This window comes from Pseudomonas graminis (assembly GCF_001705435.1).
Lineage (GTDB): Bacteria > Pseudomonadota > Gammaproteobacteria > Pseudomonadales > Pseudomonadaceae > Aquipseudomonas > Aquipseudomonas graminis_B.
In genome coordinates, this window is record NZ_MDEN01000066.1 from 127,397 (window position 1) to 143,972 (window position 16,576).

Annotated in this window: 17 protein-coding genes; 9 read left to right on the forward strand and 8 right to left on the reverse strand. The window is 61.5% G+C overall.

Going from position 1 to position 16,576, the window contains the following annotated elements:
- Positions 1–175 precede the first annotated feature (175 nt).
- Entirely contained in the window at positions 176–1,615 is a 1,440-nt protein-coding gene (locus BBI10_RS18925; protein WP_065991096.1) for a coniferyl aldehyde dehydrogenase, read from the reverse strand.
- Positions 1,616–1,760: 145 nt separating this feature from the next.
- Here BBI10_RS18925 and BBI10_RS18930 point away from each other — a divergent pair, with 145 nt between their 5' ends.
- The 3 genes from BBI10_RS18930 (at position 1,761) to BBI10_RS18940 (ending at position 4,634) form a co-directional block, all read left to right on the forward strand.
- Positions 1,761–2,957: an MFS transporter gene (locus BBI10_RS18930; RefSeq protein ID WP_065991098.1), complete on the forward strand. Its 1,197-nt coding sequence runs from the start codon at positions 1,761–1,763 to the stop codon at positions 2,955–2,957.
- Between the two features lie 72 nt (positions 2,958–3,029).
- Positions 3,030–3,716, forward strand: coding sequence for a TetR/AcrR family transcriptional regulator (locus BBI10_RS18935; protein ID WP_065991100.1), 687 nt, complete (start codon positions 3,030–3,032; stop codon positions 3,714–3,716).
- A 63-nt stretch (positions 3,717–3,779) separates the two neighbouring features.
- Positions 3,780–4,634, forward strand: coding sequence for a sulfurtransferase (locus tag BBI10_RS18940; RefSeq protein WP_065991102.1), 855 nt, complete (start codon positions 3,780–3,782; stop codon positions 4,632–4,634).
- Between the two features lie 18 nt (positions 4,635–4,652).
- Here the strand turns inward: BBI10_RS18940 and BBI10_RS18945 are convergent, their stop codons facing one another.
- From BBI10_RS18945 to BBI10_RS18970, 6 genes are all read right to left on the reverse strand, one after another.
- Positions 4,653–4,976, reverse strand: coding sequence for an AzlD domain-containing protein (locus BBI10_RS18945; RefSeq protein ID WP_065991104.1), 324 nt, complete (start codon positions 4,974–4,976; stop codon positions 4,653–4,655).
- Positions 4,973–5,701: an AzlC family ABC transporter permease gene (locus BBI10_RS18950; protein WP_065991106.1), complete on the reverse strand. Its 729-nt coding sequence runs from the start codon at positions 5,699–5,701 to the stop codon at positions 4,973–4,975. The genes BBI10_RS18945 and BBI10_RS18950 overlap by 4 nt, the downstream gene beginning before the upstream one ends.
- Positions 5,702–5,769: 68 nt before the next feature.
- Positions 5,770–6,786 (reverse strand): hydrolase, encoded by a 1,017-nt coding sequence (locus BBI10_RS18955; protein ID WP_065991108.1) that lies wholly within the window; start codon positions 6,784–6,786, stop codon positions 5,770–5,772.
- Positions 6,770–7,390 carry a 16S rRNA (guanine(966)-N(2))-methyltransferase RsmD gene (rsmD, locus tag BBI10_RS18960; protein WP_065991110.1) on the reverse strand — a complete coding sequence of 207 codons (621 nt, stop codon included), beginning with the start codon at positions 7,388–7,390 and terminating at the stop codon, positions 6,770–6,772. Before rsmD ends, BBI10_RS18955 begins: the two co-directional genes overlap by 17 nt.
- On the reverse strand, positions 7,390–8,886 hold the full coding sequence (locus BBI10_RS18965) for a M16 family metallopeptidase (RefSeq protein WP_065991112.1): 1,497 nt from the start codon (positions 8,884–8,886) through the stop codon (positions 7,390–7,392). The genes rsmD and BBI10_RS18965 overlap by 1 nt, the downstream gene beginning before the upstream one ends.
- Positions 8,883–10,235 carry a M16 family metallopeptidase gene (locus BBI10_RS18970; protein ID WP_065991114.1) on the reverse strand — a complete coding sequence of 451 codons (1,353 nt, stop codon included), beginning with the start codon at positions 10,233–10,235 and terminating at the stop codon, positions 8,883–8,885. The genes BBI10_RS18965 and BBI10_RS18970 overlap by 4 nt, the downstream gene beginning before the upstream one ends.
- Before the next feature lie 271 nt (positions 10,236–10,506).
- On the opposite strand from BBI10_RS18970, the gene ftsY reads away from it, so the two are divergent.
- The 4 genes from ftsY to rpoH all read left to right on the forward strand — a co-directional run bounded on the left by ftsY (position 10,507) and on the right by rpoH (position 14,747).
- Positions 10,507–12,060: a signal recognition particle-docking protein FtsY gene (ftsY, locus tag BBI10_RS18975; protein WP_065991116.1), complete on the forward strand. Its 1,554-nt coding sequence runs from the start codon at positions 10,507–10,509 to the stop codon at positions 12,058–12,060.
- Complete coding sequence (ftsE, locus tag BBI10_RS18980; RefSeq protein WP_037018829.1) at positions 12,057–12,728, forward strand: cell division ATP-binding protein FtsE; 672 nt, start codon at positions 12,057–12,059, stop codon at positions 12,726–12,728. Before ftsY ends, ftsE begins: the two co-directional genes overlap by 4 nt.
- Positions 12,725–13,750, forward strand: a complete 1,026-nt coding sequence (ftsX, locus tag BBI10_RS18985) for a permease-like cell division protein FtsX (protein ID WP_065991118.1) — start codon at positions 12,725–12,727, stop codon at positions 13,748–13,750. The genes ftsE and ftsX overlap by 4 nt, the downstream gene beginning before the upstream one ends.
- A 142-nt stretch (positions 13,751–13,892) precedes the next feature.
- Positions 13,893–14,747 carry an RNA polymerase sigma factor RpoH gene (gene rpoH, locus BBI10_RS18990; protein WP_065991120.1) on the forward strand — a complete coding sequence of 285 codons (855 nt, stop codon included), beginning with the start codon at positions 13,893–13,895 and terminating at the stop codon, positions 14,745–14,747.
- 258 nt (positions 14,748–15,005) lie between these two features.
- Here the strand turns inward: rpoH and mtgA are convergent, their stop codons facing one another.
- Complete coding sequence (mtgA, locus tag BBI10_RS18995; RefSeq protein WP_065991375.1) at positions 15,006–15,716, reverse strand: monofunctional biosynthetic peptidoglycan transglycosylase; 711 nt, start codon at positions 15,714–15,716, stop codon at positions 15,006–15,008.
- 75 nt (positions 15,717–15,791) lie between these two features.
- On the opposite strand from mtgA, the gene BBI10_RS19000 reads away from it, so the two are divergent.
- Entirely contained in the window at positions 15,792–16,175 is a 384-nt protein-coding gene (locus BBI10_RS19000; protein ID WP_065991125.1) for a DUF423 domain-containing protein, read from the forward strand.
- Positions 16,176–16,311: 136 nt separating this feature from the next.
- Positions 16,312–16,512 (forward strand): sulfur carrier protein ThiS, encoded by a 201-nt coding sequence (gene thiS, locus BBI10_RS19005; RefSeq protein WP_065991131.1) that lies wholly within the window; start codon positions 16,312–16,314, stop codon positions 16,510–16,512.
- Positions 16,513–16,576: the final 64 nt, after the last annotated feature.

The window sequence follows — 16,576 nt, forward strand, 5'->3', positions numbered from 1 at the left end:
GTTCGTTGGGGACTGGATGGTAGCGCAGCAGGCTGAGCGGGCCAAGCTGCCGAGGAGTGTAGTGGGAAGCTTTGCGGTGCAGGGCGAGACGCCTTCCCGGCTAAAGCCAGTCCCACAATGTTCCACAGCCAGCCCAATGCACGGGGCGTTAGGTCAGTCAGAATTCGCAAGCGCATCAGCGCACGAACAGTCGCTGAATCAGCGTCTGGATCGCCTTTCCATAGGGCGGGTAGAGCAGCCGCGCCGCGTTGAACCGCTGTTTGATCAACACGCCTTTGGCATGACTAAACGTCAAAAACCCCTCGTGTCCGTGGTAATGGCCCATGCCTGACGCGCCGATGCCGCCGAAAGGCAAGTCGTCCTGGGCGACATGGAGCAGGGTGTCATTCAAGCAGACGCCGCCCGAATGCGTCTGCTCCAGCACGCGGCTCTGTTCATGCCGTTCGTAGCCGAAGTAGTACAGCGCCAGTGGCCTGGGCCGATGATTGATGTAGGCGAACGCCTGCTCGATCTGGTCGTAGGGCACGATCGGCAGCAGCGGGCCGAAGATCTCGTCCTGCATGATCAGCATGTCGTCGCTCACATCCAGAATCAGGCTGAACGGCATCCTCCTGTCCTGCCCCTCGGGGAATAGCTGAATCACGCGAGCACCTTTGGCTTGCGCGTCGGCGAGATACGAATTCAGGCGTGCGACATGCCGCTGATTGATGATCGCGGTGTAGTCCGGGTTATCCGTCAATGTCGGATAAAACCGTGTGACCGCCTCCTTGTAGGATTCGACGAATTCGTCAACGCGATCCTTGGGCACCAGCACGTAGTCGGGAGCCACGCAGGTTTGTCCGGCGTTGAGGGTTTTGCCGAAAGCGATGCGCTCGGCGGCGTCCTTGAGCGGTACGTCGCGGGACACGATGGCGGGGGATTTTCCGCCCAGCTCCAGCGTCACCGGCGTGAGGTTGTCCGCCGCCGCGCGCATGACATGCCGCCCGACGCTGGTGGCGCCCGTGAACAATAAGTGATCAAACGGCAATGTCGAGAAGGCCACGCCAACCTCCGCCTCGCCCAGCACAACGCTGACGTGATCTTCCGCAAACACCCGCGCCAGCAGGCTTTTCAGCAACGCGCCGGTGGCGGGCGTGGACTCGCTGAGCTTGAGCATCACGCGGTTACCCGCCGCCAGTGCGCCCACCAGCGGCCCGATGGCCAGGTACAGCGGGTAATTCCACGGCACCACCACGCCGATCAAGCCCAATGGCTGGTAAACGACTTTGGCGCTGGCGGGCTGGAACGCCATGCCGACGCTTCGGCGGGAGGGCCGCATCCATTTCTTCAAATGACGCTGTGCGTGACGGATGTTGTGCAGGCAGGGCATCAGCTCGGCGAGAAGCGTTTCGTCGGCGCTGCGGTGGCTGAAATCAGCGTTGATTGCCTCAATGATCGCCTGGCGCTCGCTGCTGAGCAGCGTGTGCAAGCGATCGAGCCATTGTTTGCGCTCTTGCAGGGCCGGCATCGGATTAGCGGCGAATGCGCGTCGTTGTTCGTCGAATACCTGCTCCAGATGGCGGCGCGGGCAAGGAGCATCGTCTGCATATGGCAGAAGATTAGAGTCGACGGGCATCGCGGCGGTCCTTGTTGAAGTTATGCAGTGCTTTTAGAGTCATTGCTCTATGAAGTCAACGGCCTTGCATTCGCTCGCAGGCGCACGCCAGACTGTCCGGGCAAAAACTGAACTGCCGCCCCGCACCACCTGACACGGAGTCTCAATGCGCACGGACTATCTGGCGTTTTTTCTTTCCCTTTTCCTGTCCCGTCTCGCCGATCAGGTGCTCCTGTTTCTGGTGCCGCTGATTGTTTTCCAGACCACCAACAGCGCTTCCCTGGCGGGGCTGGCGTTTTTCGTCGAGACATTGCCGCGCTTCCTTGCATTCCCGATTTGCGGCGCGCTTTGCGACAAATACTCGCCCATTCGGCTGCTGCACATCAGTCAGGTTTACCGGGCTGTTATGTGCCTGGCCGCAATGGGGCTATATGGCCTGTTTGGCGGGATCTACTGGCTGATCATCCTGTCGGCGGTCTGTGGCGTCCTGACCACCCAGGGGATCATGGCCCGGGAAGTGGTGATGCCGCATATTTTCCCGGATTACCGCTACGGCAAGACGCTGTCCTACTCACAGATTGCCGACCAGACCGGCCTGGTGCTCGGGCCTTTGCTGGCGGCGCTGGCGCTGGAAATCTGCCCGTGGTGGGGCGTTGTCATCGGCGTGGCGCTGGTTTTCGTCGCGGCCGATCTCGCCATGCGAGTCTGGCAGCGCAACAGCAATATCACGCTGGAGCGGTTCGATCAGGACGCAGGCCGCTGGACACAGCCGTTGAAAATCGCCTTCGGACACATCTTCCGATTGGCCGAGCTGAAGAAGATCATTTTGCTGGCGGTCGGCGTCAACCTGATCGTCGGTGTCACGCTGGCCAGCTCGGCGGCGATGGTCATCGGCTCATTCAGTGAGAGCAAAGATTACTACGCTGGGCTGCAGGCGGCGGGCGCCTTGCTGACCATAGGGATTCTGTTTGTCCTGGCACGTGTCAGCCTGCCGCTGAAACTGCTCGGTGCGATGTCATACATTGCCTTGCTGCTGGGGGCGTTCATTACCGCCACGAGCGCGTCATCCGAGGTCTACCTTGTCGGCTTTCTGCTGATCGTCGGCTTCGACAAGATGTTCAACGTGTACATGCGCAGCATCCGTCAGCGGGTCATCCCGGCGCGCGACTTCGGCAAGACCGTGGGCGTCATCACACTGCTGAACAACCTGTCGCAACCGCTGGCCGGTCTGCTCGTCGGGATACTGACAGCGCCGATCGGGCTGCGCGGCGTCATCTTGATCAACATGCTGGCGGCAGCCGGGCTGGGTATCGGCGTCGCAGCGGTGGTTCGGATCAGGCTGGCGACTGCCCTGGAGCGATGAAGTCTGCAACGGGCCCAACGCTTGCGTTAAGATCCGGCACATCCCTGTTACGTTTCGACGTTCGAGTTGAACATGGCGCCGCGCATCAAAACCGTACGCATCAACACCCGTGAACGCATCGTGCACAGCAGCCTGGAGCTGTTCAATCAGCAGGGCGAGCGCAGCGTCAGCACCAATCACATCGCTGCGCACATGGAAATGTCGCCCGGCAATCTGTACTACCACTTCCCCAACAAGCAGGCGATCATCGCCGAGTTGTTCACTGAATACGAAACGCTGGTCGACAGCTTTCTGCACCCGCCCAAGGGTCGCCTGCCGGGTGTTGAAGACAAGCGCCATTACTTGATGGCGATTCTCGACGGCATGTGGCGCTATCGTTTTCTGCACCGCGACCTCGAGCATCTGCTTGAAACCGATCCTGAGCTGGCGGTGCGCTACCGACGCTTTTCCCAACACTGCCTGATCAAGGCGATGTCCATTTACAGCGGCTTTGTCGACGCGCAGATTCTGAGCATGGACAAGGTGCAGATCGAATCACTGACGCTCAATGCCTGGATCATCCTCACGTCATGGGTACGTTTTCTGTGCACCACGCGGGAAAACGCCGCGCACCTGAATGAGGACGCGATTCGTCGCGGGGTTTATCAGGTGCTGATGCTTGAGCTGGCCTATGTCACGCCCCAGGCGCGGGAAGCGGTGAATGCGCTGTGCGCGGAGTTTTATGTGCCATTGGCCAAGGCGCTGGAAGACGCCGGCTGAATCGGCCCGGCTGTCTCAATCGATTGTCATATCGCCATTTTTTACTGCCTGCAGGAGCCTGTCATGTCCATCGCGCAATTGATCAGCCCGCAACAATTGTCAGAACGCCTGACCCGGCCCGGGCTAGTGATACTGGATTGTCGTTCGTCGCTGGACGATCTGGACTACGGCCAGCGCAGCTACGCAGAGGGCCATATCGAAAGGGCTTCCTACGCTGATTTGCTCAATGACCTCAGTGGGTCCATCACCAAAGGTGTCACCGGTCGCCACCCGCTGCCGGATCCCCAGCGGCTTATCGAGCGCTTGCGGTTCTGGGGTGTGAACGATCAGAGCGACATCGTGCTGTACGATGATGGCCCGGGTGCTTATGCCGCCCGAGCCTGGTGGTTGCTGGCGTGGCTGGGCAAGCGCGACGGCGTGTTTGTGCTCGATGGCGGGCTAAAGGCCTGGCATGGGGCGGGTCTGCCGCTGAGTCTTGATCCGCCGCATCAGCCCGAGGGTTCGTTCGACGGCGTGCCGGATGACGCGATGGTGCTGACGGCCGGGCAGCTAAAGGCCCGCATCGGCGATCCCGCCATGACCTTGATCGATGCGCGTGCACCCGCGCGGTTCCGGGGTGAGGTCGAGCCCATCGATCCTATCGCGGGGCACATTCCGGGCGCGCAGTGCGCGGCATTCACCGACAACCTCGGGCCGGATGGCCGGTTTCTCCCACCGGAGCAGCTGAAGCAGCGGTTCGCCGAGGCGCTGCATGGTCGCCCTGCAGAAGCGCTGGTCGCTTATTGCGGTTCCGGCGTGACGGCCTGTCACAACCTGTTTGCCCTGGCCCTCGCCGGGTATCCGTTGGGGGCGCTGTACGCGGGCTCGTGGAGCGAGTGGATCAATGATCCGCAGCGGGGCGTCGCTACCGGGGACTGAGGTGGCGGCGTGTGTGCCTCACATCTGCCCCATCGCCCAGCGCAGCAAGAAGAACACCAGCAACCCGCCGCCGATGGTCGCCAGGAGATTGCGGCTCATGGCCGCAATGCCAATCGACACGATCCCGGCCAGCAAATAGGCGTTGTACAGGGACAGCTGCCAATGCGCGCCGTCGGGCAGCAACATGCCAGGCACGACGATGGCCGTCAGCACGGCGGTGGGTACGTAATGCAGGCCTTGGCGCACCAGCGGCGAGAAACGCAGGTTCGGCCAGGCGAACAGGCTGTAGCGCATCAGAAAAGTGATCGCAGCCATGCCCATAATCAGCCACCAGTACGTCATGGGCGCACCTCGTCCGGGTGCATGTCGTCCTGCCTTTCTGGCTGCCGTCTTTCCAGAAGCAACCCCGCTGTGATGCCACTGAAGGCCGCAGCCATGAGCCCCAGCTTGTAGGGCCACGACCACGTCAGCAGGGCAACTGCGCCGGCGACCAACGCGGCGGCAATCTGCGGCTGGTTGCGCAGCAGGGGCACGACGATGCCTATGAAGGTCGCCAGCATCGCGAACTCCAGGCCCCAGCTGGCCATATCGGGAAAAGCCTGACCAAACAGCACGCCCACCAGTGAGCTGCTGACCCAGCAGGCATACAGCGAACTCGCGACACCCAGCCAGTACCAATGTGCGAGTGGCGTCCGGCCGTGGACCAGGTAGTGGCGTTGGACGATCGCGAAGGTTTCGTCCGTCAGCCAGAACGCCAGCAACAGTCGCCAGCGCTGTGGCAGTCCCTGAACCTGTGGCTGCAAGGTGGCGCTGTACAGCACGTGGCGCAGATTGACGATGAAGGTCGTCAACAGAATCACCACCGCGCCGGCCCCGGCGCCCATCAGGCTGATGACGATGAATTGCGCCGACCCTGCGTAAACGAACATCGACATGCCGACGGCCTGCCATAACGTCAGCCCGCCCACACCGGCGAGGGTGCCGAAGATAATGCCGAACGGTGCAATGCCGACCAGCATGGGCACGCTGTCGCGGAGGCCGCGGACGAAGAATGGGTGACGGGACATGGTTTTTCTCCTTATGCCCCGGATGGTAAGCGGGCGGCGCATAAGTGTCTTGAACGATCGTGCAGACGTTAGCGGTTTATCTGCGCGCCATGGACGTCCGCCAGCCACGCCGGAATCCGCTGCTCCAGGTAATACGTCGGCTTTCTGATCGTGCCGCCGACAAAACCCACATGCCCGCCTTTTTTCTGCAGGTCGAACGCGGTGCTGGACGACAGCTCAGAGGCTTCAGGCAGGCTGTGCTTGAACACGAACGGGTCGTCCAGGGACTGGATCAGCAGGGTGGGCGTACGGATGGCGCCGAGGAAGTACCGACTGGAGGCGCGGCGATAGTAATCATGGGCGTCGACGAATCCATTGAGCGGCGCTGTCACGCGCCCGTCGAAATCCCAGAACGTGCGCATGTCTTTCAGCGAGCCCAGTGCCGCCAGTTCTGCCAGTCCGTCACTGAGGCCTTCATGCTGAAAGCGTCTCTGCTTGTCCTTGATGTAGCCGACCATCTCGCGCATGAAATGGCGTTGATAGACTTTGGAGAAGCCCAGCCCGATCCGGTCGGCGCATTCATCCAGCCTAAACGGCACCGACACCGCCGCAGCGCCTTGCAGGTGGCTGTCGAGCCCGGTTTCGCCGAGGTGCTTGAGCAAGATGTTGCCGCCGAGGGAATACCCGACCGCGTAAAGCGGCGCCAACGGTCTTGCCTTGCGCAGATGATCGATTACGGCGGCAAGGTCTTCACTGGCGCCGGAGTGATAGCTGCGGGGCAACAGGTTTGGCTCCCCCGAGCAACCTCGCCAATTGAGGGCAACGCTCGCCCAGCCGCGTTTTTCCATGGCGTGCTGCAGCCCGGCGACATAGGGGGAGTTGGACGAGCCGGTCAGACCGTGCAGCACAAGCACGACCGGCACGTTTGCGTCGTGCGGTCCGTGCCAGTCCATGTCGAGGAAATCGCCGTCTTCCAGCCAGATGCGCTCGCGCCGACGCTCGAGGTGCGTGGTCGGACGCCAGAGCGGTCCCCACAGCGTCTGCAAGTGCGGGTTGCCCAGGCCGAAGGCCGGGACGAACACGGGAAGGTCAGCTCGCGACGGCACTTCGTTCCCACACCGCGTAGTGAACCTGACCGGCTTTCTTCTCACGGTGCAGGCGCCAGTTGGCAGGCATGCCCAGCGTCGACGGCGCGGTCTCGCTTTCGGTGTAGATCCACGCGCTGTCCGCCAGCCAGTTGCGCTCTTCCAGCAACGTGCACGCAGGCATCAGCAAATCCTGGTGGAACGGCGGGTCGAGGAAGACCACGTCGAACTGTTCAGCCGGCTGGGTTTCCAGATGTCGGAGTGCGTCGCCCGTCGCGGTTTTGCCGACGGTGCAACGCAGCGTGCCGAGGTGTTCGCGCAGGCTGGAGATCGCCATCGAGTTGGTGTCCAGCGCCAAGCCCATGCTGGCGCCGCGCGACAGGGCTTCAAGGTACAGCGCGCCGCTGCCAGCGAACGGATCGAGCACGCGCGCGCCCTCGATGTACGGCGCCAGCCAGTTGAACAGGGTTTCCCGCACACGGTCCGGCGTCGGGCGCAGACCGGGGGCGTCAGGGAAACTCAGACGCCGACTGCGCCATTCGCCGCCGATGATCCGCAGTTGGCCGAGGCCCGTGTGGATTTTGTGCCCTTTGTGGATACGCGGCGGCTTGGAAGTCGAGGTCATCAGTGCTCCGGAACGCCGAGCGGTTGCTCAGCGGGTTTGTCGGTAGGGGGTGGCAGCGGCTTCTGCGGGACGGTCGGACCTGCGGTCACGATCACCAGCTTGTCAGCGTCCAGATGTTTGTTCATCACGGTCTTGATCTGTTCGACCGTGACGCTCTGGGACTGCGTCATGAAATCTTCAAGGTAGGTCAGCGGCAGATTATAGAAGCCGACCGCGCCCAGTTGGCCAACGATGGCCGCATTGCTGGCGGTCGCCAGAGGAAAGCTGCCGGCCAGTTCGCGCTTGGCATCGTCGAGCTCTTTCTGGGTCGGGCCGTTGGCAAGGAAGTCACGGGTAATGTCCTTGACCAGCTTCAGGGTGTTCTCGCTCAGTTCGGCTCGGGTCTGCAGGCTGATCATGAAAGGACCCTGCGCCTGCATCGGCGTGAAGCCTGAAGACACACCGTAGGTCAGGCCGCGTTTTTCCCGGACTTCGGTCATCAGGCGGCTGCCGAAGCCGCCGCCACCGAGGATCGAGTTGCCCAGTGACAGGGCCGCGTAGTCAGGGTCGCCTCGGGTAATGCCCAGTTCAGCCAGCATCAGGTGCGTCTGCTTGGACGGGAACTCGATGTGGGTTTCACTCGGCTTGGGCTCGGTCGGGGCAACGGTTTGTGCCAGCGCCGGGCCTTTCGGCAGCGCGGCGGACACTTGGGTTGCTACCGCTTCGGCTTCTGCGCGCGTCAGGTCGCCAACCAGCGCGATCACTGCGTTGCCAGCGGCGTAGGCCTTGGCATGAAAGGCCTTCAGTTGAGCCAACGTCAGAGGCGCGATGCTTTTAGCCGTGCCCATGCTCGGGTGCGCGTAGGGGTGATCGCCGTACAACCGCTTGAACAGCTCGTCGCCTGCCAGCTTGCCCGGGTTCTGCTTCTGATATTCAAAGCCCGCCAGCAACTGGTTTTTGATTCGCGCCAGCGAGTCCGCCGGGAATGTCGGTTTGCCCACCACGTCGGCAAACAGTTTCAACGCGGGCTCGCGTTTGTCGGCGGCGCTCAGGCTGCGCAGCGAAGCGATTGCCATGTCGCGATAGGAGCCGTTGCCGAAATCAGCGCCCAGCCCTTCGAAACCTTCGGCGATGGCGCTGACGTTCTTGCCTTTGATGCCTTCGTTGAGCATCGCGTTGGTGACCAGCGCGATGCCGGGGGTGGCGCCATCCTGACTGCTACCGGCCGCGAACAGCAGGCGCATGTCGAACATTGGCAGCTCATGGGCTTCAACAAAGAGCACGCGAGCGCCTTCGGCGGTATTCCACGACTGGATGTTCAGCGAACGGCGCGCCGGCGCTTTACCGTCCAGTTCCTTCAGGGACTCCAGCGTACTGGCCGCCTTGTCGATGGCTTTCGGGGCTTCGGCGGCGGTCTCTGCCATCGCCCATGGGGCACCTAACAGACCAAGCGTTACGGCGAGTGCGAATGAGCAGGCCCGCGTTCGCGCAAAGCGGGATTCGTAGCGCTGGCTCATTGGGCTTTCTCCTCAGGCAAAACATGCGCAACGGCAAGGCGCTCGCGGGTGAAGTAAGTACGGGCGGCTTTCTGGATGTCTTCCGGCGTCACGCTTTGCAGCGCTGCCAGTTCCTGATCGATGAGCTTCCAGGACAGGCCCACTGTTTCCAGTTCGCCAATGGTGCTGGCCTGACTGGTAATGGAGTCGCGCTCATAGACCAACCCGGCGATCACCTGGGCCCGGACCCGTTCCAGCTCTTCCTTGGCGGGCGGCTTGGTTTTCAGCTCGTCGAGCAGGCGCCAGATACCGGCTTCAGCGTCGGCGAGGGTTTTCTTCTTCTGTTGATTGGGTGTGGCGCTGAGGGTGAACAGGCTGTCGCCGCGGGTGTAGGCGTCGTAGTCGGACGAAGCGCCGGTCACCAGTTCTTCGCCGCGCTCCAGGCGGGTCGGAATGCGCGCACTGTAGCCACCGTCGAGCAAGGCCGAAATCAGGCGGAGTGCGTTGACCGACTGTGGATCGGTGGCGGTGGCCAGGCTCGGCACGTTGAAGCCATACATCAGGCTCGGCATCTGCGTGGCGACATGCACAGTGATCTGGCGCAGACCAGGTTCGGCCAGCTCCAGCGGCTTTTTCGAGGGCGGTACATCGCGGCGCGGAACCGGGCCGAAGAAGCGCTCAGCCAGGGCCTTAACCTCATCGGGCTTCACGTCGCCCACCACCACCAGCGTGGCATTGTTGGGTACGTACCAGGATTCATACCAGTGGCGCAGCTCCTCGACCTTCATGCGCTCAAGGTCCGCCATCCAGCCGATGGTCGGCGTGTGGTAGCCGCTGGCGGGGTAGGCGATGGCCTTGAAGCGCTCGTAGGCCTTGGCGTTCGGCTTGTCATCGGTGCGCAGGCGGCGCTCTTCCTTGATGACTTCGATTTCCCGGGCGAACTCTTCAGGCGGCAGGCGCAGGGTGGCCATGCGGTCGGCTTCCAGTTCGAAGGCAACCGCCAGTCGATCACGAGCCAGGACCTGGTAATAAGCGGTGTAGTCGTCGCTGGTGAAGGCGTTCTCTTCGGCGCCGAGGTCGCGCAGGATCAGTGATGCTTCGCCGGGACCCGCCTTCGAGCTGCCCTTGAACATCATGTGTTCCAGCGCATGGGACAGGCCCGTCTGGCCAGGCGTCTCGTAGCTGGAGCCAACCTTGTACCAGACCTGCGAGACCACGACCGGTGCGCGGTGATCTTCACGCACGACGACCTTCAGGCCGTTGTCCAGCGTGAATTCGGTGGTGGTTTGTGGGTCGGCAGCCAATGCGGCGAAGGGCAAACAGATTGTGCTGAGCAGCAGGCCTGCGGCACAGCGGGCTAGAGCATTCATTCGTGATTTGAACCTTGGAGACGGCCTGCTTAGCGTCAGCGGGCGCGGGGGTGTTAGGATAGCGGCGAGTTTGCCTGACGACCATGACTAAGATGTCAGCGTCGTAAACCCGCTTCGTAAGAAATGGCCGAGCAGTGCGCTCAATGGGACTGCGCTGCCACTGTGGCAGGGCGAACGCTGAACAAGCGGACATAAAAGCAGTCTGTTTCCCATACAGAATTTTTCAGAGGCGCCGCTCTGGCGCGTCGTTACCGTGAGATAGCCGTCCTCCATGTTTGGTTCCAACGACGACAAGAAGACCCCAGCCCCGGCTGGCGAGAAAAAAGGCCTGTTCGGATGGCTGCGCAAAAAGCCGCAGGAAGTCACTCCCGAGCCGCCTCAGAACACCCCCGCACCAGCGCCAGAGTCCGCGCCCGATCAGGCCCCGGCTGTTGCTGAGCAGCACAACGCCCCGGTGATCCCGGCCGAGCGCGCGCCGCAAACCGCGCCGCAGCCCTTGCCACAAACAGCTACGACTGAAGCGCTTTCGGCCCCGGTCGAAGATCCTTGGCTGCACCTGCCTGTTGCTGAAGAGCCAGTGGCTTTCACCGATGAGCGCGAGCCTCACGTTACGCCGTCGATTCCGGTTCACACCGAGTCCAACGTGGAATCCGCAGCGACTCCATTGGCGCAAGCCCCCGCTCAGCCGACGGTCATCGACACCCGCTCGTTTGAAGTGGCTCCGTCCATCGAGCCGACCCCCGTCGCGCTGCCTGATCCGGTTTCCGGCAATGATCTTCCTGCGCTGACGCCGCCGTTGACCACTGCGCCGCTGGTTCCAGCCGCGGCCGCCGTGCCCGTTCTTGAAACCAACGTACCACCAGTCCCTTTTGAAGGGTCCCCCGCACCCAAGCAGCCTGGTTTTTTCGCGCGGCTGAAGCAGGGCCTGTCGAAAACCAGCGCCAGCCTTGGCGAAGGCATGGCCAGCCTGTTCCTCGGCAAAAAAGCCATCGACGACGACATGCTCGACGAGCTGGAGACCCGGCTGTTGACCGCAGATGTCGGTGTGGAAGCAACGTCGGCGATCGTGCGCAACCTGACGCAGAAAGTGGCGCGTAAGCAGCTCACCGACAGCGAGGCGCTGTACAAGTCGCTGCAAAACGAACTGACCGAAATGCTCAAACCAGTGGAAGCACCGCTGGTCATCACTTCGCAGCACAAGCCATTCGTGATCCTGGTCGTCGGCGTCAATGGCGCGGGTAAAACCACCACCATCGGCAAGCTCGCCAAGAAGCTTCAGCTGGAAGGCAAGAAGGTCATGCTGGCGGCGGGCGACACCTTCCGTGCTGCAGCCGTTGAGCAACTGCAGGTCTGGGGCGAACGCAACAAGATTCCGGTGATCGCCCAGCACACGGGTGCTGACTCGGCTTCGGTGATTTTTGATGCTGTGCAGGCCGCCAAGGCGCGCGGTATCGACGTGCTGATCGCCGACACGGCGGGCCGTCTGCACACCAAAGACAACCTGATGGAAGAGTTGAAGAAGGTTCGCCGCGTGATCGGCAAGCTCGACGCCGACGCGCCCCATGAGGTCCTGCTGGTGCTGGACGCCGGCACAGGCCAGAACGCGATCAATCAGGCCAAGCAGTTCAACCAGACCGTCCAGCTCACCGGCCTTGCGCTGACCAAGCTCGACGGGACGGCCAAGGGCGGCGTGATTTTCGCCCTGGCCAAGCAGTTCGGCCTGCCGATTCGCTACATTGGTGTCGGTGAAGGCATCGACGATCTGCGAACCTTCGAAGCCGAACCGTTCGTCCAAGCCCTATTCGCCGAGCGGGAGCGCCCATGATTCGTTTCGAACAGGTCGGTAAACGCTATCCGAACGGACACGTCGGCTTGCATGAGCTGAGCTTTCGAGTACGTCGTGGCGAATTTCTGTTTGTGACCGGCCATTCCGGCGCGGGCAAGAGCACCTTGCTGCGCCTGCTCCTGGCGATGGAACGTCCGACCACCGGCAAGCTGTTGCTGGCAGGTCAGGATCTGGGTCAGATCAGCACCGCGCAGATTCCGTTTTTGCGTCGTCAGATCGGCGTCGTGTTCCAGAACCACCAGCTGCTGTTTGATCGCACGGTGTTCAATAACGTCGCGCTGCCGCTGCAGATCCTCGGCCTGTCCAAGACCGAAGTGGTCAAACGCGTCGATTCGGCCCTTGAGCGCGTGGCGCTGTCCGACAAAGCCGAGCTGTACCCGGGCGATTTGTCCACCGGTCAGCAACAGCGCGTCGGCATTGCTCGCGCCATTGTTCACCGCCCGGCGCTGCTGCTGGCGGACGAACCCACCGGTAACCTCGACCCGCGACTCGCGGCCGAAATCATGGGCGTGTTCGAAGACATCAACCGACTGGGCACCAGTGTGCTGATTGCGAGCCACGACCTGGCACTGATCGCGCGGATGCGCCACCGCATGCTGACGTTGCAGCGCGGCCGATTGATCGGCGACGGGGAGGCTGGCGTATGAGTGCCACCCGCAGTCCCAAGGTTTCCGAACGTGTAGCGCCCAAGGCCTCAGACCCGGCGCCGCAAAAGAAAAAGAAACGCGATGACGATGACGGCCCGAGTTTCGGCGAGTTGTTCAACGCCTGGATCGAGGCCCACCGTTCAAGCCTGCTGGACAGCCTGCGCCGTCTCGGCAAGCAGCCCATCGGTAGCTTCTTTACCTGTCTGGTCATGGCCATCGCGCTGAGCTTGCCGATGGGCCTGTCATTGCTGTTGAACAATGTCGAGCGCTTGGGCGGTTCGTGGCAGCGTGCGGCGCAGATATCTCTGTACCTCCAACTGGACGCATCGCCGAGTGAAGGCGAGGGTCTTGTCCGTCAGATCAAGGAAATGGGCGGCGTCGCTGATGCCGAGTACATCAGCCGCGATGAGGCACTGAACGAGTTCCAGAAACAGTCCGGTCTGGGCGAGGCGTTGAAGGAACTGCCTGAAAACCCGCTGCCCGGCGTTGTGCTGGTGACGCCACTGGAAGTTGACAAAGCCGCGCTGGAAGCATTACGTACGCGTCTGGCCGAGTTGCCCAAGGTGCAACAGGCCCAGCTTGACCTGGTCTGGGTTGAGCGTCTGGCCGCTATTCTCAAGTTGGGCGACCGATTTGTCTTCGGCCTGACCGTCTTGCTGGTCGCGGCGCTGCTGTTGGTCATCGGCAACACCATTCGTCTGCACATCGAGAACCGTCGTACGGAAATCGAGGTCATCAAGTTAGTAGGCGGTACAGACAGCTACGTGCGTCGGCCTTTCCTTTATATGGGGGCGTTGTACGGGCTGGGCGCCGGGGTGCTTTCCTGGGGTGTTCTGGCTTTTGGGCTAGACTGGCTGAACGATGCGGTGGTCAAACTGGCTGGGCTCTACGGCAGCGATTTTGCCCTTGCCGGAGTGCCGGTGTCCGACGGCGTGTCGCTCTTGCTTGGAGCGGTGTTGTTGGGGTATATCGGTGCGTGGATTGCAGTGGCACGCCATTTGAGAGAGCTGGCGCCTCGTTAGTGATGTGAGTGTTGTGTTGTCACGTGTTTTGAGTAAATTTTGTTTCACCTATTGACTTTTCAGCTGAGGGAACTTGTCTAGCGGTTCCCGGTCAATTTCGCAGTGCTGAACTGCACGAGTTATGTGTCGGAGGTTTTTTCGTATGACCAATTCTTTGCAACCTGCTTATGCCTTGGTTCCGGGTGCAAACCTGGAAGCCTATGTGCATACGGTAAACAGCATTCCACTGCTGACGCCTGAGCAGGAGCGTGAACTGGCCGAGAGTCTCTATTACGAGCAGGATTTAGGGGCGGCTCGGCAGATGGTGCTCGCCCACCTGCGATTTGTCGTGCATATCGCACGCAGTTATTCCGGTTATGGACTGGCTCAGGCTGACCTGATTCAGGAAGGTAACGTTGGCCTGATGAAGGCCGTCAAGCGCTTCAACCCCGAGATGGGCGTGCGTCTGGTGTCCTTTGCCGTGCACTGGATCAAGGCCGAGATTCACGAGTTCATCCTACGCAACTGGCGCATTGTAAAAGTCGCAACTACCAAGGCTCAGCGCAAACTGTTCTTCAATCTGCGCAGCCAGAAGAAGCGTCTGGCCTGGCTGAACAACGAAGAAGTGCATCGCGTGGCGGAAAGCCTCGGCGTTGAGCCCCGCGAAGTGCGCGAGATGGAAAGTCGTCTGACCGGCCACGACATGGCGTTCGACCCGGCGGCAGAAGCCGACGACGACAGCGCCTTCCAGTCGCCGGCCAACTACCTGGAAGATCATCGTTACGATCCGGCGCGTCAGCTGGAAGATTCCGACTGGACTGACAGCTCGACGGCCAACCTGCACGAAGCGTTGAATGTGCTCGACGACCGCAGCCGCGACATTCTGTACCAGCGCTGGCTGGCGGAAGAAAAGGCGACGCTGCACGACCTGGCCGAGAAGTACAACGTCTCTGCCGAGCGTATTCGTCAGCTCGAAAAGAGCGCGATGAACAAGCTGAAGCTGTCGATCGCTGCCTGATCGCTGCGCGAAACGCAAAACGCCCCGAAGTGATCGGGGCGTTTTTGTTTCTGGGATGTATTGCGCCTGATGCGGAAACTACTAACAGCGTGAACGCGAATCTGACCCTGCCCATCCCGCAAGGTGGACGCGGTTTCTGAGTAGGACCGGCTTCAGCCGGGAAGAGGCCGGGTTGAGCACCATTAGGATTGCGGCGTGACGCGTAACTCTTTCCCGGCTAAAGCCAGTCCTACGAAAGCTATAAAGCCAGACTTGGGCTTACCACTTGCGACTGTGATTCAACCCCATCAAATACTCATCCCCACCCAACTGACGCATCTGCTGGCGGATCCAGCCTGCGCGGCGTGAGACGTAGCTGGTGGGGTGGCTGGCGCTCCACTCCCGCGGATTGGGCAGGACGGCGGCGAGATAGCTGGCCTGTTGCGTGGAAAGCTGGCTCGCATTCACATGAAAGTGATGCTGCGCAGCGGCCTGGGCGCCGAAGACGCCGTCGTCCCATTCCACGCTGTTCAGGTAGACCTCAAGAATGCGCTGCTTGGACCAGAACACCTCGATCAGCCCGGTGAACCAGGCCTCCAGGCCCTTGCGGAAGTAGCTGCGGCCCGACCATAGAAACAGGTTTTTCGACACCTGCTGGCTCAGCGTACTGGCCCCGCGCAGGGAGCCGCCCCGTTCGTTGTGAACCAGTGCCGCCTTAATGGCGTCGATATCGAAACCCCAGTGCTCGGCGAACTTCTGATCCTCGCCGGCAATGACAGCGATTTTCAGGTCATCGGAGATGTTGTCCCATGACTCCCAGTCGCGCTGCAGGTCAATGGGCTGACCGTCGAACCAGGATTCGATCTTGCGTTCGACCATCAACGCAGTGAACGGAGGAGGGACCCAACGGAAAATCAGCACCAGCACGACACTTGCCGCTGCGAACCAGAGCAGGCCTTTGGCGACACGACGGAGAAGTAATTGCAGCATAGAGATGGCTTGGCCGAACCGGTTGAGCGGGCCATTATACAGACGACGCGTCATTGAACTTGCCTGGAGTTGTACATGTTACGAACCTTTCTGATGCTGGCCTCCTTCTTCGGATTCACCGGCGTCGCCCTTGGCGCGTTCGCCGCCCATGGCCTGAAAAACCGCCTGACACCCGAGTACCTCGCGGTTTTCCACACTGGCGTGCTCTACCAACTGATTCATGCCCTGGCAATTTTTGGCGTGGCGCTGCTGGCGATGCAGATCCAGGGCCGGCTCGTCACCTACGCAGGCATCTCCTTCACACTGGGCATCATCCTGTTTTCCGGCAGCCTCTACCTGATGACGCTGACCGGCGCGACCAAGCTGGGCATCATCACCCCCTTCGGCGGCCTGTTTTTCCTGATCGGCTGGGCGATTCTCGGTTGGACAGCCTGGCGCCTGGGCCTCGACACGCTCTGATCCCGAATGCGTGCGCTCATGTCGAGCGCGCAGCAACCCTCGGCCACGCCTGAGACGAATGGCGTGGCTTTGCCTTGGTCATACCGCCCGATCGGGCTAGAATGCTCGCCCCCTAAAATGATGGCTGCCCCCTCGCATGCGCATTCAGTTGAACGGTGAATCCTTTGAGCTGCCCGACGGCGAGACCGTTTCGGCATTGCTGACACGTCTGGATCTGACCGGGCGCCGAGTCGCCGTCGAGCTCAATCTGGACATCGTCCCGCGCAGCCAGCATGCCGCCACGACGCTGTCCGAGGGCGATCAGGTCGAAGTGGTACACGCCATCGGTGGCGGCTAGCCTTCGACGTGCTGTCGGCCTGATCCGCAAGCACTGCAAGAACCTCAACCGTAAAGAGGATTTC

Coding starts and splice junctions, on each gene's coding strand:
- ftsY (WP_065991116.1), top strand. CDS start 10,507: ATGTTTGGTTCCAACGACGACAAGAAGACCCCAGCCCCGGCTGGCGAG.
- BBI10_RS18965 (WP_065991112.1), bottom strand. CDS start 8,886: ATGAGCCAGCGCTACGAATCCCGCTTTGCGCGAACGCGGGCCTGCTCA.
- thiS (WP_065991131.1), top strand. CDS start 16,312: ATGCGCATTCAGTTGAACGGTGAATCCTTTGAGCTGCCCGACGGCGAG.
- BBI10_RS18950 (WP_065991106.1), bottom strand. CDS start 5,701: ATGTCCCGTCACCCATTCTTCGTCCGCGGCCTCCGCGACAGCGTGCCC.
- ftsE (WP_037018829.1), top strand. CDS start 12,057: ATGATTCGTTTCGAACAGGTCGGTAAACGCTATCCGAACGGACACGTC.
- BBI10_RS18935 (WP_065991100.1), top strand. CDS start 3,030: ATGGCGCCGCGCATCAAAACCGTACGCATCAACACCCGTGAACGCATC.
- rsmD (WP_065991110.1), bottom strand. CDS start 7,390: ATGACCTCGACTTCCAAGCCGCCGCGTATCCACAAAGGGCACAAAATC.
- ftsX (WP_065991118.1), top strand. CDS start 12,725: ATGAGTGCCACCCGCAGTCCCAAGGTTTCCGAACGTGTAGCGCCCAAG.
- BBI10_RS18930 (WP_065991098.1), top strand. CDS start 1,761: ATGCGCACGGACTATCTGGCGTTTTTTCTTTCCCTTTTCCTGTCCCGT.
- BBI10_RS18925 (WP_065991096.1), bottom strand. CDS start 1,615: ATGCCCGTCGACTCTAATCTTCTGCCATATGCAGACGATGCTCCTTGC.
- mtgA (WP_065991375.1), bottom strand. CDS start 15,716: ATGCTGCAATTACTTCTCCGTCGTGTCGCCAAAGGCCTGCTCTGGTTC.
- rpoH (WP_065991120.1), top strand. CDS start 13,893: ATGACCAATTCTTTGCAACCTGCTTATGCCTTGGTTCCGGGTGCAAAC.
- BBI10_RS18970 (WP_065991114.1), bottom strand. CDS start 10,235: ATGAATGCTCTAGCCCGCTGTGCCGCAGGCCTGCTGCTCAGCACAATC.
- BBI10_RS19000 (WP_065991125.1), top strand. CDS start 15,792: ATGTTACGAACCTTTCTGATGCTGGCCTCCTTCTTCGGATTCACCGGC.
- BBI10_RS18945 (WP_065991104.1), bottom strand. CDS start 4,976: ATGACGTACTGGTGGCTGATTATGGGCATGGCTGCGATCACTTTTCTG.
- BBI10_RS18940 (WP_065991102.1), top strand. CDS start 3,780: ATGTCCATCGCGCAATTGATCAGCCCGCAACAATTGTCAGAACGCCTG.